This window comes from Marinomonas sp. HM11-D (assembly GCF_057626615.1).
Genome location: NZ_JBMMKT010000005.1, coordinates 132279 through 147618 on the forward strand (window position 1 = coordinate 132279; position 15340 = coordinate 147618).

Annotated in this window: 17 protein-coding genes; 9 read left to right on the forward strand and 8 right to left on the reverse strand. The window is 46.4% G+C overall.

What is annotated here, in order from left to right:
* Positions 1-15: 15 nt before the first annotated feature.
* Positions 16-261, reverse strand: a complete 246-nt coding sequence (locus tag ACOSVP_RS09210; RefSeq protein WP_487347203.1) for a cold shock domain-containing protein — start codon at positions 259-261, stop codon at positions 16-18.
* A gap of 270 nt (positions 262-531) precedes the next feature.
* On the opposite strand from ACOSVP_RS09210, the gene clpS reads away from it, so the two are divergent.
* Together clpS and clpA are read left to right on the forward strand one after the other, a co-directional pair.
* Positions 532-879, forward strand: a complete 348-nt coding sequence (clpS, locus tag ACOSVP_RS09215; protein ID WP_487347204.1) for an ATP-dependent Clp protease adapter ClpS — start codon at positions 532-534, stop codon at positions 877-879.
* A gap of 20 nt (positions 880-899) precedes the next feature.
* The gene (gene clpA / locus ACOSVP_RS09220; protein ID WP_487347205.1) at positions 900-3161 is read left to right on the forward strand and encodes an ATP-dependent Clp protease ATP-binding subunit ClpA; all 2262 of its coding nucleotides are present in this window, start codon (positions 900-902) and stop codon (positions 3159-3161) included.
* 103 nt (positions 3162-3264) lie between these two features.
* Here the strand turns inward: clpA and infA are convergent, their stop codons facing one another.
* Together infA and aat are read right to left on the reverse strand one after the other, a co-directional pair.
* Positions 3265-3483 (reverse strand): translation initiation factor IF-1, encoded by a 219-nt coding sequence (gene infA, locus ACOSVP_RS09225; protein ID WP_055461515.1) that lies wholly within the window; start codon positions 3481-3483, stop codon positions 3265-3267.
* A gap of 127 nt (positions 3484-3610) precedes the next feature.
* Positions 3611-4378: a leucyl/phenylalanyl-tRNA--protein transferase gene (gene aat / locus ACOSVP_RS09230; protein WP_487347206.1), complete on the reverse strand. Its 768-nt coding sequence runs from the start codon at positions 4376-4378 to the stop codon at positions 3611-3613.
* A 464-nt stretch (positions 4379-4842) separates the two neighbouring features.
* Here aat and ACOSVP_RS09235 point away from each other — a divergent pair, with 464 nt between their 5' ends.
* The 7 genes from ACOSVP_RS09235 to cobA all read left to right on the forward strand — a co-directional run bounded on the left by ACOSVP_RS09235 (position 4843) and on the right by cobA (position 13159).
* On the forward strand, positions 4843-5757 hold the full coding sequence (locus tag ACOSVP_RS09235) for a hypothetical protein (protein WP_487347207.1): 915 nt from the start codon (positions 4843-4845) through the stop codon (positions 5755-5757).
* Positions 5758-5861: 104 nt separating this feature from the next.
* A complete protein-coding gene (locus ACOSVP_RS09240) occupies positions 5862-8648 on the forward strand; it encodes an FtsK/SpoIIIE family DNA translocase (RefSeq protein WP_487347208.1) in 2787 nt (928 codons plus the stop codon).
* A 25-nt stretch (positions 8649-8673) separates the two neighbouring features.
* A complete protein-coding gene (gene lolA, locus ACOSVP_RS09245) occupies positions 8674-9279 on the forward strand; it encodes an outer membrane lipoprotein periplasmic chaperone LolA (protein WP_487347209.1) in 606 nt (201 codons plus the stop codon).
* Positions 9280-9282: 3 nt separating this feature from the next.
* On the forward strand, positions 9283-10632 hold the full coding sequence (locus tag ACOSVP_RS09250) for a replication-associated recombination protein A (RefSeq protein ID WP_487347210.1): 1350 nt from the start codon (positions 9283-9285) through the stop codon (positions 10630-10632).
* Positions 10632-11003 carry a fluoride efflux transporter CrcB gene (gene crcB, locus ACOSVP_RS09255; RefSeq protein WP_487347211.1) on the forward strand — a complete coding sequence of 124 codons (372 nt, stop codon included), beginning with the start codon at positions 10632-10634 and terminating at the stop codon, positions 11001-11003. Before ACOSVP_RS09250 ends, crcB begins: the two co-directional genes overlap by 1 nt.
* 53 nt (positions 11004-11056) lie before the next feature.
* Complete coding sequence (gene serS / locus ACOSVP_RS09260) at positions 11057-12352, forward strand: serine--tRNA ligase (protein WP_487347212.1); 1296 nt, start codon at positions 11057-11059, stop codon at positions 12350-12352.
* Positions 12353-12418: 66 nt separating this feature from the next.
* A complete protein-coding gene (gene cobA / locus ACOSVP_RS09265; RefSeq protein ID WP_487347213.1) occupies positions 12419-13159 on the forward strand; it encodes a uroporphyrinogen-III C-methyltransferase in 741 nt (246 codons plus the stop codon).
* A 62-nt stretch (positions 13160-13221) separates the two neighbouring features.
* Here the strand turns inward: cobA and ACOSVP_RS09270 are convergent, their stop codons facing one another.
* The 5 genes from ACOSVP_RS09270 to ACOSVP_RS09290 form a co-directional block, all read right to left on the reverse strand.
* On the reverse strand, positions 13222-13536 hold the full coding sequence (locus ACOSVP_RS09270) for a TusE/DsrC/DsvC family sulfur relay protein (RefSeq protein WP_487347214.1): 315 nt from the start codon (positions 13534-13536) through the stop codon (positions 13222-13224).
* A gap of 8 nt (positions 13537-13544) precedes the next feature.
* Positions 13545-13829: a DsrH/TusB family sulfur metabolism protein gene (locus ACOSVP_RS09275; protein WP_487347215.1), complete on the reverse strand. Its 285-nt coding sequence runs from the start codon at positions 13827-13829 to the stop codon at positions 13545-13547.
* An 8-nt stretch (positions 13830-13837) separates the two neighbouring features.
* Positions 13838-14179: a DsrE family protein gene (locus ACOSVP_RS09280; protein ID WP_487347216.1), complete on the reverse strand. Its 342-nt coding sequence runs from the start codon at positions 14177-14179 to the stop codon at positions 13838-13840.
* Position 14180: 1 nt separating this feature from the next.
* Positions 14181-14573: a sulfurtransferase complex subunit TusD gene (tusD, locus tag ACOSVP_RS09285; protein WP_487347217.1), complete on the reverse strand. Its 393-nt coding sequence runs from the start codon at positions 14571-14573 to the stop codon at positions 14181-14183.
* Positions 14574-14651: 78 nt separating this feature from the next.
* A complete protein-coding gene (locus ACOSVP_RS09290) occupies positions 14652-15308 on the reverse strand; it encodes a Bax inhibitor-1/YccA family protein (protein WP_487347218.1) in 657 nt (218 codons plus the stop codon).
* Between the last annotated feature and the right edge of the window lie 32 nt (positions 15309-15340).

Here is a 15340-nt window from a genome sequence, read left to right on the forward strand (position 1 = left end):
TTGCGTTTAGTGCCGTTACGCGGATTGAGCGTCGCTTTGCTCGGCTTTGCTTTCGGCTGCAACAGGAGTAATGTCTGTAGCGTGCAGCCCACGTTTTCCTGGGGTGACATCGAATGTCACGGATTGACCTGCTTTAAGCGTCTTATAACCTTCGACATTGATCGCAGAATAGTGGATGAACAAATCTTCTTCAAAGCTGTCTGAAACGATAAAGCCGTAGCCCTTTGCGTTGTTAAACCATTTAACGGATCCACGATGCATGAGTCACTCCTTAAATACTCTTATGGCTCGATTAGCCGAACCGCAAATAAACGCTGATAATGAATTCGGTACAATCTATGAGATCAAAGATCTGTTAAACTCAAGCGACGAAAGCACAAGGGTTGAACTGTCTAACTTTTGACCGCATGTAGTTGAGAGTAGAACTCTATTGTGGATTTGTAAAATTTCTTATTGTTTTCCACTTTCTGGTAAGTCAGGGATTGAGAAAATACGTATTAACGTGAATATTTGTAGTGTTTGAGGTCCGGGATGTTTGCATCAAAGCAAATTAGTCTAAATTTAGAGGACGATGATAACGACCATTCATCGGTAGCGATTGCACCAGATGAGACTGAGCTTAAGCCACCCTCTATGTACCAGGTGGTGCTCTTTAATGATGATTACACGCCAATGGATTTTGTCGTGTTTGTTCTCCAACGCTTTTTTAATATGGATGCAGAGAAAGCTCAGCATGTAATGATGGAAGTTCATACCAAGGGTAAAGGTGTATGTGGAATTTACCCCTACGGTATAGCTGAAACCAAAGTAGCTATGGTGCAGCAGTTTTCAGAGCAAAACGAGCACCCCCTAATGTGCGACCTGCAAAGGGTTGACTGATTTATAGTGAGGGATAAGCGATGCTAGACAAAGAACTAGAACAAACCTTGAACAGTGCTTTCAAAGCCGCTCGTGATAAACGTCATGAATTTATGACCGTTGAGCACCTTTTATTGGCTTTGATCGACAATGCGGCCGCAGCAAAAGTGCTTGAAGCGTGCGGTGTAACATTAGAAATCTTGAGCAAGGAGTTAGAAGAGTTCGTAGACAGCACAACACCCCTTATCCCAGAAAACGATCAAGAGCGTGAAGTGCAGCCTACGTTAGGCTTCCAACGAGTATTGCAACGTGCTGTGTTTCACGTGCAGTCTTCTGGCAAACGTGAAGTCACTGGCGCGAATGTCTTAGTTGCCATTTTTAGCGAGCAAGAAAGCCAAGCGGTTTACCTACTACGTCGTCATAATGTGGCGCGTATTGATGTGGTGAATTTTGTTGCCCATGGCATCTCTAAACTAGGTGGTGCTGCGCCGGATGATTCGGTGGAGCAAGAAGACGAGGATGGCGAAGATACTGCAAAAGCGCCATTGCAAAAATACGCCACAAACCTAAATGAAGAAGCGAAAGCGGGGCGTATCGATCGTTTAATCGGCCGTCAATACGAAGTCGAGCGCGTAGTGCAAACCCTATCGCGCCGTCGTAAAAACAACCCGCTACTAGTGGGTGAATCCGGTGTTGGTAAAACAGCCATTGCTGAGGGCTTAGCCAAACGCATCGTCGATGGTGAAGTGCCAGATGTGATTGCTGACGGTATTGTTTATTCGTTGGATCTAGGGGCTTTGTTGGCGGGTACCAAATACCGTGGCGATTTTGAAAAACGTTTAAAACACCTACTTGGTGAATTGAAAAAATTGCCCAACGCGATTTTGTTTATTGATGAAATCCATACCATTATTGGTGCCGGTGCGGCGTCTGGTGGTGTGATGGATGCGTCGAACCTGTTGAAGCCAGCCCTGAGTTCTGGCCAATTACGTTGCATTGGTTCCACTACTTTCCAAGAGTTTCGCGGCATTTTCGAAAAAGATCATGCCTTGGCACGTCGCTTCCAAAAAATCGATGTCAATGAGCCAAGTGTGGAAGATACCTACGAAATTTTGAAAGGCATCATTGGTTCCTTCGAAGAACACCACAAGGTGAAATACGAGGATGCAGCCCTAAGAGCGGCCTCTGAGTTAGCTCAGCGTTATGTGCCGGATCGTCATATGCCGGATAAGGCGATTGATGTTGTGGACGAAGCAGGTGCTTATCAGCGCCTACAGCCAGAAGCGACGCGTAAAGAAACCATTACCGTTGAAGATATCGAAGACATAGTGTCTAAAATCGCTCGTGTGCCGGTGAAAGCGGCCAGCTCCGATGATCGTAAACTACTCGGTAATCTTGAGCGCAACTTGAAAATGGTGGTGTTTGGTCAGGATCAAGCGATCGAATCACTGTCTGATGCGATTAAGTTGTCTCGTGCGGGCCTAAAAGCCGAGCAGAAACCAATCGGTTCCTTCTTGATGGCGGGTCCAACTGGTGTAGGTAAAACTGAGGTGACGCGTCAGCTGGCGAAAATCCTTGGTCTTGAGTTGATTCGCTTCGATATGTCCGAATACATGGAGCGTCATGCGGTGTCGCGCTTAATTGGTGCGCCACCAGGTTACGTGGGTTTTGATCAAGGTGGTCTATTGACCGAAGCGGTGACCAAGAATCCACACAGCGTGGTGTTGCTGGATGAGATTGAGAAAGCACACCCAGAAGTCTTTAACTTGTTACTGCAAGTGATGGACCACGGTACGCTCACAGATAACAACGGCCGCAAAGCGGATTTCCGTAACGTGATTCTGATTATGACGTCGAACGCGGGGGCTGAGCTGTTGGCGAAACGTTCGATCGGTTTCTCAATGCAAGATAACTCAACCGATGGTATGGAGGTGATCAATCGAACCTTCACACCGGAATTCCGTAACCGTTTAGACGCTGTCATTCAATTTAAACAGTTGGATGAGCAAGTGATCTTCAATGTGGTTGATAAGTTCTTGGTAGAGCTGCAAGCACAGTTAGACGCTAAAGGTGTCTTGATTGAAGTTTCTGATACAGCTCGAGGTTGGTTAGCTAACAAAGGCTATGATCGTCAAATGGGGGCTCGTCCAATGGCTCGTGTGATTCAAGAGCATCTGAAGAAACCACTGGCGAACATGATCTTGTTCGGTGACCTAACTGAGGGTGGTGTGGTATCTGTGTCTTTGGATGAAGAGAAGGACGAATTGGCGTTCTCTGTTCGTAAAGAGGCTGTGAGCTGCTAAATCCACAGTAGGACATCTATGGATGTCCTACTGCCTAACATGCAAAAAGGCCGCTTAACCTATGGGTTAAGCGGCCTTTTTGTTATCGCGTTCTGGTTTTAAATTAACGAGAACGGTAAACGATGCGACCTTTCGACAAGTCGTAAGGTGTTAGTTCAACCTTTACTTTGTCGCCAGTCAAAATACGAATGTAGTTTTTGCGCATCTTACCAGAGATGTGCGCCGTCACAACGTGACCGTTTTCAAGTTCTACGCGGAACATAGTGTTTGGAAGGGTATCGACAATCGTACCTTCCATTTCAATGCTGTCTTCTTTTGCCACAATCAGTGTCCTGTTCTTAATTAAGGTTAAGCATGATCTCGCTATTTAGGCTAGAAATAGGCTTGTGATTGGCGAGTTTGCTAAAATTTTCGGCGTATTTTGCCCAAAATGGCCCGAAAAAGCAAATTTAGACCGCAATATTAGTAATTGGCAAGGCCCTTTCATGGTTTGCCAACGCGATCAACTCATTGTTTCGGGTTGGATTAGGGATCAGATCCTGCAAGGCTTTGACAAAGCTTGCTTTGGACATCATCTGCGCCCCAAGGGATGTTAGGTGCTCAGAATAAACTTGGCAGTCGATTAATTCAATCCCAAGCTCTGGTGCTAACTGACAGAATTGCCACAAAGCCACTTTAGAGCCATTGTCCTTCAGGGAAAACATAGATTCACCGAAAAACATCTTGCCCATAGCAACACCGTAAAATCCGCCCGCCAGCTCCCCATCAAGGAAGGCTTCCATGGAAAATGCGTAGCCTTGCTGGTTCAGTGCGCAATAAGCATTGATCACATCATTTGATATCCATGTGCCCTCAGCATTTGCGCGTAACTCTCGGCAAATTTTGATTGCTTGCGGGAAGTTTGCATTGATCTTCCAGTTCCAACCGCCGCGTTTTAGGGCTTTTCGCAGGGATCGACTTTCATGAAAGTCTGTAGGGCTTAGGGTACAGCGCTCTAGTGGATGCCACCAGAGAATCGGATCTGGATCGCTATACCAAGGAAAGAAGCCATGTTGGTACAAATGAATTAAGCGCTCCGGCTTTAAATCACCGCCAATAGCGGATAAACCTTCGGGATCATGCAAGGCCTTAAAGGGGTCTGGCGTGTCAAAAATAGACTCCGTGAGCAGAATTAACTCGGGTAAGTCTTTAGTCTCATTTGTACTGTTTTTGGGCATGATGGGTACTGTCTTTACGTGCATTTGTGTCTTTATTATCCATATTTTTTGCCTTATCTGGCTAGTGCTAGTGGATAATATGCACTCTTTCTAATCTATTTGTGACGATAACGTACACAAAGTGTCATTAAGCCGCATGTATTTACGCTTTGATATAATAAAAGGTCGCTTTAGACATGAAAAAAAAGAAAAAAATGCAAAAAAAATTCAAAAAAAGTGTTCATAGTGCTTGACCAGCCAAGGAAAACTTGGTTTTAATCGGTGTCAGTCCAGAGTGGCGCAACAAAGAAACTCATTGCAAACAACGGACTAAAAATTTTTCGGTGTTGTGTGATTGTCACAAAACTGAAATTGAATGGTTTTAGTATGCCTGTCGTTGACTTATCAGCGTTTCTTTGAAAAGGGCATAAAACCTTTCAAAAAGGTCTTGAGACCGAACATATATAATTAAAGGGGAATCTTGAATGAAAGCGATTAAACTAGCTTCTGTTTTCGCGGTATCTGCAGTTGCTGCAGCTGTATCTACATCTACTTTTGCACTTGAGCCAGTTTTCCACGGTGAAGCGGGCATCGAGTACGTAAACTACTACGGTGATTCTAAAGATACTGGTGATCTAGTAGATGGTACTGATCTAGGTGAGATCGAACTTTCTGTAGACACTGGTGTGGTTTACGCTGAACTTGAAGTGAAAACTGATGGTAAAGACGAAGGCACAGACTTCAACTTCGAAAAACTATATGTAAAACAAGGTGCAGTATCTTTCGGTCGTTTTGATGGTTCTGTATCAGCTGGCGCATTCATGGGTATGGATGAGATCGCTGACGGTATCGATCTAAACGTTGGTAAGGTAGATGGTTCTAGTGCTACAGCTTACCGTCAAGGCGATACTGACAACACTGGTATCCGTTACAAAGTTGCTCCAGGCCTAACTGTGGCTCTAGAAGCATCTTCAAATGCTGGTACTGAAGATTCTGAAGTTGGTGGTGCTATCTCTTACATCGCTGATCTAGGTGGCGTTAAGCTAGGTATTTCTGGTGGTGTTCTAGGTGATGCGAATGCTGTTAACGTTGGTGCTCAATTCAACGCTGGTCCAGCAACTATCTCTGTAAACTACGGTACAGGTGAGCAAGGTACTGATATCACTGATACTACTGTAGATGTTGAAGAAGCTGGTTTCGGTATCGAATTCGCTGCAACTGATGCGCTAACGCTTACTCTTCAGTACGCTAAAGACCTAGAAGCAGCTAACGGTGCAGATGACGACGGTACTTACTTCATCGCTGAATACGCTGCTGGCGACCTAACTTACTACTTCGAAAACTACAACGGTGTTTTCGACGACGAAATGAACATCCTTGGTGTTAAAGCTTACTTCTAAGATTTCCCAATTTTAGTAAAAGCGAAAGCCAGCCCCTTCGGGCTGGCTTTTTTTATGGTAAGCTTGCAGCCTAAACATTGGTTAATAACATTGGAAGGTGGCTTTTGACACAAGCAGCAGAGCGTGAGTCTGTACGATCACTGGTCTGGGGAACTTTTGCGAAGCAGGCGGCTTTTATCGCGGCCATTTTATTTTTTCTTTTTTTTGCTTTCGCGACTTATACCTACAACCCAGACGATGCAGGTTGGTTTTATTCAGGCAGTGGTAATGCTACGCAGAATTCCATGGGGCCAGTGGGGGCCATGCTATCGGACCTGCTATCCGCATTTTTCGGTAATCTATTCTACTCATTGCCGCTACTATTCTTATTAGTTGCCTACATTCTATGGCGCAACCCTCATCAAATGATTCCTCTAAATAACGCCATTTTGAGTTGTGTGGGGAGTATTTTGTATTTAAGTTTCGGGGCTGCGCTTTGTTTCCTGCACACCGTGGGTAGTACGACATTGCAATTTGGCGCAGGGGGGATTTTAGGGCAGTCTTTAGGTCAGCTGTTATATCTCTGGATTGGCTACGACGGTGCGACCTTAGTTAGCCTAGCATTATTGGTACTGGCGGTTACCTTGTTGGCGCAGATTCATTGGTCGCAACTGTTAGAATTTATAGGTGAGAAAGCAGAATCGTCCTACCTTTGGCTAGCTCAGAAATTGGGCGGAACTGAAGATGATCCAGCAGAAGAAGCCACCTCCAAGAAAAAAGCTCAAGAGTCCCTTGAAGACGATCTAGAGAAACCAGCCATTTTCCGTAAGAAAAAGAAAGTGGACGAGGTTGAAGAAGAAGCGGCTTCTGATGAGTTCTTTGACGAAGACGATACAGAGCAAGTGTCTTTGTGGCAGAAAGTTAAAAGTAAATTTTCTCGTCAACCCAATGAAGACGACATAGAAACGCCCGTTAAGTCCCGTTCTGGTCATCAAGAACCTAGTTTTGGCGGATTGGACGTAGCCTTTGATGACGATAAATTTAATTTCAGCGATACGCTGTACGTAGAAGACGATGCACAAGAGATTAGTTTTGATGAGGTTTGGGATAAGCCGACTCCCAAGACTAAGGCAGCTCAACCGATAAATCGTTCTGAGTCTGTGAATAAAGCTATGAAGCCTGCTGTTCAGCCATCGCAGCCAGTAGTTGCTACTGAGAAAGTGACGGTATCAGCAGAGCAATACGATTTTGATGACATTGATGATACGTTTGATGAAGCAATAGCGCCGGCTCCAAGTAGACCAGTCGCCCCGAAAGCTTCTCAACCTCTGCCTGATATGCAGGCTAATAAACCGGCCGTAAAAACCTTATCTGAAGCGAAGCGCTTAGATGGTTTGGGAGGGCCTGCGACTGAAATTGAGCGAAGCGAAGCAGCCTATACACTTCCGGATCGCAGTGTGTTGACTCAGCCTAAGCCTAAACAAGGTGGCTATAGTGAAGAGGAATTGCTGGATTTATCTGCCTTATTAGAACAGCGCCTACTGGATTTTGGTGTCAAAGCGGAAGTGGTAGAAGTGAACCCAGGCCCGGTGATTACGCGTTTTGAAATCCAACCTGCGCCGGGGGTGAAAGTTTCACGTATCACCAACTTAGCCAAAGACTTAGCGCGCTCACTCAGTGTAATGAGTGTGCGTGTGGTCGAAGTGATTGCAGGGAAATCGACCATCGGTATCGAAATTCCCAACCAACACCGCGACACGGTGTACTTCTCGGAAGTGATCAATACACCTATGTATGACAATGCCACGTCACCGTTAACCTTGTCACTTGGGCATGATATCTCTGGTGAGCCCGTGGTGGTGGATTTGGCGAAAATGCCGCACGTGTTAGTCGCAGGTACCACTGGGTCGGGTAAATCGGTGGGGGTCAACGCCATGATTTTGAGCATGCTGCTAAAATCGACACCTGACGAAGTACGTATGATCATGGTGGACCCTAAAATGTTGGAGTTGTCTATTTATGAAGGCATTCCACATCTATTGACCCCTGTTATCACGGATATGAAAGATGCGGCCAATGGTTTACGTTGGTCGGTGGATGAAATGGAGCGTCGCTACAAGCTGATGTCTAAGCTTGGCGTGCGTAATATTGCTGGTTTTAACAAGAAGGTGCGGGAAGCAGCAGCGGCTGGACAACCGATTGAAGATCCATTGTGGACACCGGAAATGGCCATGTTCTCCGAGGATGGTGTAGCGCGCACAGTGCCATATCTAGAGCCGCTGCCGTACATTGTTATCATCGTCGATGAATTTGCCGACATGATGATGATCGTGGGCAAAAAGGTTGAGGAGCTCATTGCTCGTATTGCTCAGAAAGCCCGTGCGGCAGGTATTCACTTGATTTTGGCAACCCAGCGTCCATCGGTGGATGTTATTACAGGCTTGATCAAAGCCAACATTCCAACTCGTATGGCGTTCCAGGTATCGTCTAAAATTGACTCGCGAACCATTTTGGATCAAGGCGGTGCGGATCAACTTCTAGGCATGGGTGATATGTTGTATCTCCCTGCTGGTTTGCCGACGCCGATTCGCGTTCACGGTGCTTTTGTTTCGGATGAAGAAGTACATGCGGTGGTAGAAGAGTGGAAAGCCCGTGGTGAGCCTGAGTACATTACCGATGTTACGGTAAGCGCAGAGGAGCTGACCTCCGGTGGCGGTGAAGACCAAGATCCACTCTATGATGAAGCTGTGAAAATAGTGCTAGAAACCCGTAAAGCTTCTATTTCCTCTATTCAGCGCCGCTTGAAAATTGGCTATAACCGAGCTGCAAACTTGGTTGAGGCAATGGAATCTGCTGGACTAGTCGGACCAATGGGAACTAATGGTCAACGTGAGATTCTGATACCAGAATAAGGTATCGGCTCAATTAGGAGTATTTATGGCGCGTATCATTTATAGCTTAGGGTTGTTGGTGGCATTTAACGCGTGGGCGGATGCGCCAGCAGAACAATTAAGTCACTTACTAGACAATAACCGTAATGTAGAAGGGGAGTTTAGGCAGGTCACTTACAACGAGAAAGGTGACAAGGTTCAAAACAGTGAAGGTGTCTTCTTATTGGCGGCACCTAATCGTTTTGTCTGGGACACTGTTACTCCATTTCCACAACGAATCATTTCCGATGGCAAGTGGGTCACTATTTGGGATGTGGATTTAGAGCAAGCCACTCGTAAACCTTTTGCTGGTTCTGTCGGGAATTCGCCGGCAGCCTTATTAGGCAGTTCCGCAGACAATGCTTTAGAGCACTACAAAGTGTCCAGTACTGGCCGTGATAGCTTTAAGTTGGAGCCAAAAGAGCAAGAAGATTTGTTTGATACCTTAACCTTATCGTTTGTTAAGGATCATATCAGTGCCATGAGCATAAAAGATGTTTTAGGGCAAACAACCGTTATCGAGTTCTCTAATGTAGCGGGACATGATGGCGTATCAGAGCAAAACTTCAATGTTGACTTACCTGAGTCCGTTGATTTGATGATTGAGCAGTAATAAATGGATGACTTGTTTGCCTCGGATGATATCAACCCAATGGCACCTTTGGCGGCGCGCATGCGTCCGCAAACCCTAGATGAATATGTGGGTCAGCAGCACCTAGTGGGTGAAGGTAAACCATTGCGCAAAATGGTTGAGCGTCGTCAGGGGCACTCCTTTATTTTGTGGGGCACGCCTGGCATTGGAAAAACCACCTTTGCCAAGCTGTTCGCCAACTCACTGGACGCCAAGTTTATTGAGCTATCGGCGGTGATGTCTGGTGTAAAGGAAATTCGTGCCGCGGTGGATGATGCTAAGCAGTGGCGTCTGATGACACAAAAAGCCACCTTATTGTTTGTCGACGAAGTGCATCGTTTTAACAAGTCTCAGCAAGATGCCTTCTTGCCTTATATTGAAGATGGCACCTTTTTATTTGTCGGCGCGACCACTGAAAACCCCGCCTTTGAATTGAATTCAGCTCTTTTATCCCGAGCACGTGTTTATCGGCTGCAGACGCCAACGGTTGAAGATTTGTTGGAGGCCATGAAGCGCGCTCTGCAAGATCCAGTACGTGGGCTGGGGCAACACAATATTCAAGTCAGTGATCACCATTTAAGTATTCTGGCGCAAGCGGCCGATGGGGATGTGCGTCGTAGTCTTAACTTTCTAGAGATACTAGCGGATTTTGTTGAAGATGGCGCAACGGTCACCGATAAACAGCTAGAAGATGTACTAGGTGGCAGTATTCGTCGTTACGACAAGGGCGGTGATGTCTTCTATGATCAGATTTCAGCGTTTCATAAATCGGTGCGCGGCTCGTCACCAGACGGTGCTTTGTATTGGATGGCACGCATGCTCGATGGCGGTTGCGATCCGCTTTATATAGCAAGGCGCCTGTTGGCGATCGCTTCCGAAGACATTGGTAATGCCGACCCTAGAGCCTTGCAAATCGGCTTAAACGCTTGGGATATTTTCGAGCGCGTTGGTCCTTATGAAGGCAATCGCGCCATTGCTCAGGCGGCGGTTTATATGGCCTGTGCACCGAAAAGTAACGCCTTGTACAGAGCGTTTAGCCAAATCATGAGTGATGTGAAACAGCAGCCCAGTCTGGAAGTGCCAAATCATCTGCGTAATGCACCGACAAGCCTTGCTAAAGACATGGGTCATGGCGAAGATTATCGCTATGCCCATAATGAGCCGAATGCCTATGCGGCAGGGGAGTCATACTTGCCCCCCGAACTGGCTCATGAACGCTACTACATTCCAACAGATCGTGGTTTAGAGAAGAAAATTGGCGAGAAGCTTGCTTGGCTTGAGCAGCAGGACCAAATGAGTCCGTTAAAACGCTATCAAGACGAGGAAAGTTGGTAATGATCTATTTTATGATTGCCTTAGGGGGCGGGCTGGGGGCGTTGTCGCGTTTTGCCGTGGGCAAGTGGGTGAATAGCTTTTGGCAAGCACAGTTTCCGATGGCCACTTTATCTATCAATGTGGTGGGCAGTTTCTTGATGGGCATGGCATTTGTGCTGATCAGTGAGCGAGTACCGAGTTTAGAACCCCTGAGGCCGCTGATTATGATTGGTTTTCTGGGGGCTTTTACGACCTTCTCGACTTTTTCCTTAGAAATTGTCTCTCTAATGAATCAGCAGGCTTGGCTAAGTGCCGTAAGCTATTTATCATTAAGTTGTTTGCTAGGGATTTTGGCGTTGGCCGCTGGTATTGGATTAGCGCGTGCCTTTTAAGACCAACTCAAAGCAGTTTTAATTATTTAATTACATAAGGTTTTGTTGCAGCAATGTTAGACATTAAAGCTCTAAGGGCAGACCCAGCAGCGGTTGCCGTATTATTGAAGAAAAAAGGCTTTGATTTAGACGTGGCGGCTTTTTCTAGTTTGGAAGAGCGTCGTAAAGCAATTCAAATTGAAACAGAAACACTGCAACAGTCCCGCAACTCGGCTTCCAAAGAAATCGGGGCAGCGATGAAAGCTGGTGATAAAACGCTAGCGGAAGAGCTGAAAGCGAAAACAGCAACCCTAGGCGATGATCTGGCTGCGGCGAAAGCGCAATTAGATGACGTTCAGGCACAAATGGACGCGCTACTAGAAAGTATTCCAAACATTCCGCATGAGTCTGTGCCAGAAGGCACAAGCGAAGACGACAACGTAGAAATTCGTCGTTGGGGTGAGCCACGTACATTTGATTTTGAAGTAAAAGATCATGTGGATGTGGGTGCTGCATTGGGTATGCTGGACTTTGAAATGGCGGCTAAAATCACTGGCTCTCGTTTTGCCGTGATGCGCTCTGACCTAGCACGTTTACACCGCGCCTTGATTCAATTTATGTTGAACACACACATTGAAGAACACGGCTACTCTGAAATTTACGTACCTTACTTAGTCAACGCAGCGTCACTGCGTGGTACAGGTCAGCTGCCAAAATTTGAACAAGACCTGTTCAAAGTGCCGGTTGATAAAGACAGTGGCAACAGTGATCTATACTTGATCCCAACTGCGGAAGTGCCAGTAACGAACATTGCTCGTGATGAGATTCTGAACGATGCTGATCTACACCAGAAGTTTGTTGCGCATACGCCATGCTTCCGCAGTGAAGCGGGCAGCTACGGTCGCGATACGCGCGGTATGATTCGTCAGCACCAGTTTGAAAAAGTAGAGCTTGTGCACATCTGTCGTCCAGATCGTTCTACCGAAGCGCTAGAAGAGTTGATTGGCCATGCAGAAACCATTCTACAGAAGCTAAACCTACCTTACCGTACGGTGGTGCTATGTGGTGGTGACCTTGGTTTCTCTTCACACAAAACCTACGACATCGAAGTATGGCTACCGGGTCAGCAGAAGTACCGTGAAATCTCTTCTTGTTCAAACATGTGGGATTTCCAAGCGCGTCGTATGCAAGCGCGCTGGCGTAACCCTGAAACAGGCAAGCCAGAGTTGGCACATACATTGAATGGTTCTGGTCTAGCGGTAGGCCGTACTTTGGTAGCCATCCTTGAAAACTACCAAAATGCCGATGGTACTGTGACAGTGCCAGAAGCGCTTGTGCCATACATGGGTGGCAAGACGCTGATCGGTTAATTCGGTTGTGCAATATGCATTCAAAGGCTCCGCTTGCGGGGCCTTTCTATTTGAGATAAGAAAAATATGACAGGTAAAGTATATTTAATCGGTGCAGGGCCAGGGGATCCGGACTTGTTGACGATGAAGGCGCATCGTTTATTAACTGCAGCGGATGTGGTGCTTTATGACCGTCTAGTGGGTGAACAAATCATTGCCATGATTCCTGAGACCGCTGAAAAGCTGTATGTTGGCAAGGCGAAGTCGTTACACAGTTTGCCACAAGAAGAAATCAATGCCTTGCTGGCGTCAAAAGCCAAAGAAGGCAAGATAGTGGTGCGCTTGAAAGGCGGTGATCCATTTATCTTTGGCCGTGGCGGTGAAGAGCTAGAAGAGCTGGTGATGGAAGGCGTACCGTTTGAAGTGGTACCGGGGGTCACAGCTGCCGCCGGTTGTGCCGCCTATGCCGGAATTCCTCTCACGCACCGTGATTACGCGCAATCGGTACGCTTTTTAACGGGCCACCTAAAAGATGGTACCACTGAGCTGCCTTGGGATGAGTTAGTGCATCCAGCCCAGACTTTGGTTATCTACATGGGCTTAACGGGGCTGGAATCAATCAGTCAGTCTTTGATTCGTTTTGGTATGCGTCCTTCTATGCCGGTAGCGATTGTGGAGAAGGGCACGTCGAAAGATCAGCGCGTGTTTACTTCCACTATGAAAGACATTCATCAAGTTGCTTTAGACAATGAAGTGAAATCGCCGGCCTTGTTGATCATTGGTGAAGTGGTTACATTGCAGAAAAAGCTGTCTTGGTTTGGCAAATAGTGATCTAAAAGAGTGCAAAAGGCGGCGTGTGCTGCCTTTTTTGTGTCTTGTTTAAGCGCCTGTTATAGGCAGTTAGCGGGCTTGGGTAGCCCTGCGATCTTGGCGGCTAACTTTGGTGGGCTGCCAGGAAAAAGTTTCATCAAATAAATGCTTTTGCCTTTATCTGCGCCCAACTCTTTGGTAACGGCTTTGACTAGTGGTCGCATCGCGGGCGATACCTCAAATTGCTCATAAAACCCACGTAGCACACGCAGTATTTCCCAATGGGCATCGGTCAACTCAAGTTGCTCTTTAGCGGCGATTTCTTCCGCTAGGGCTTCACTCCATTGGCTTAAGTCTAGTAAGTAACCTTCTTCATCAAATTCTATGGTTGCCATATTGCACCTTACCAAGCGACGATTTTGGAATATTGTTGTGTGAGTTCAACCCACTGTAAGTCGGAAATAGCCTCGCCGATAGTAGATTCAATGCCGTAAGCGCTGAGATCTGTTTGTCGCAAACATACTTTGACTTGCTGCGCTTGTAAGGTTTTTAGCTGCTCAGGTTGTAACAAAGCACGCATAATACCTGCTTCTAAAAGTAGCACGGCATCACCAGCTTTAAGTGATGCCTGCCAATCCTGTTCAACACTACTAGGGTATTGGCTTTGGTTAATCTGATATAGCTTCATGGTACCCCCTAAAAGCGATAAATATGTTGGTGTTGTTCAAGCATATCGAGCCACTCGGCTGAGTTAAGAGTTGTGACTCCTGACCATAACGACGCTGAGGAAGGGTTTTCTTCAGTTTTGATATACACCTTGTCGATATCGTAAAACTCAAGGCCATCCAGCAGTTTATGCAAATGCTTGCCTTGTCGAGCAGTAGGTTGTTGCTGTTCGATAAGAAGTGCCAAGGCATCCCCTGTAACGGCAATGCTGATGGCTTGCTCGAAAGTACCAAACACCAGCGCTAAATCTAACGCTTCTTTGAGAGTCGTGCTGCCATAAGGTGAGCTAGATAGGTAAATTAAAGTGCTCATATTATTTAAACCTCAGCACGCGATCGGACTCTAAAGTGAGGCTAATTAGGCTGCCAAGACCTTCTAATTGAAAACCATCGGCTAGATTGAAGTGCTCGACTTCATGGCGCTTGGCTTCGGCTTCGTTAAGTTCACCGCGACGCAGTGCTGCAGCAATGCAAACATACAGCGGGACATTGTGTTGCTTGGCAAAATCAGCCCATTCTGTGCGAATGTTGCATTCATCTCGTGGTGGCATGGCAAGGGTGTTGGCAATCGCAACGGCTTCTTCGTAAAAGAAAATACCTTGAATGCTGTGCTGCCCATTTGAGATTGCCGCTTCAGCGAAGTCGAGTGCTGTATGGCAAGCACGGCTGGCGGTGGGGCTACCGGTAATAAAAAGAGAGTAGTTCATGCTGTTCTTGAGTAAATAAAGCAAATTTTACACATAAAAAAGGCCGCAGTCTGCGGCCTTTTAAAACAGGAGGAGCGATTAATCGTCGCTTGCCATGCCAAACAGTGACAATAGGCTTAGGAACATGTTGTACAAAGCAACATAAAGGTTCACGGTTGCCATAATGTAGTTGGTTTCACCACCACGAACGATCTCACTGGTTTGTAGCAAAATCACCGCTGCAGAGAACAGCGTAAAGCCAACCGAAATAAAGATCTGTAGTGCTGGTAGCTGGATAAAGAAGCCAGCGATCATGGCAAACAATAGAGCAAAAAAGCCGACTGTTAAGAAGCCGTTAAGGAAACTAAAATCTTTCTTAGAGACTAGTGCGTAGGCAGAAAGTCCAAGGAAAGACAAACCTGTCATGCCTAATGCGCTCATGATTAACGTTGCGCCATTGGACATGCTTAGGTAAGCATTTAGGATTGGGCCAAGGGTTAAGCCCATAAAACCGGTTAACGCGAACACACACAATAGGCCCATTGCGCTGTTGCGACATTTGTAAGTTAGGAAAAGCAAACCATAGAAACCCACTAAAGTGAGAATCAAGCCTGGGTGTGGCAAGTTAAACGCCATGCTAATACCGGCAGTGAAGGCACTGAAAAGCAAAGTCAGCGATAGTAAGCCATACGTATTGCGCAGCGTTTTATTGGCCGCTTGGGACGTATGTGTCGAAAGGGCATCTGTGTAGCGCATGATAAAGGTTCTCCTAGTTAGATTATCCTGAA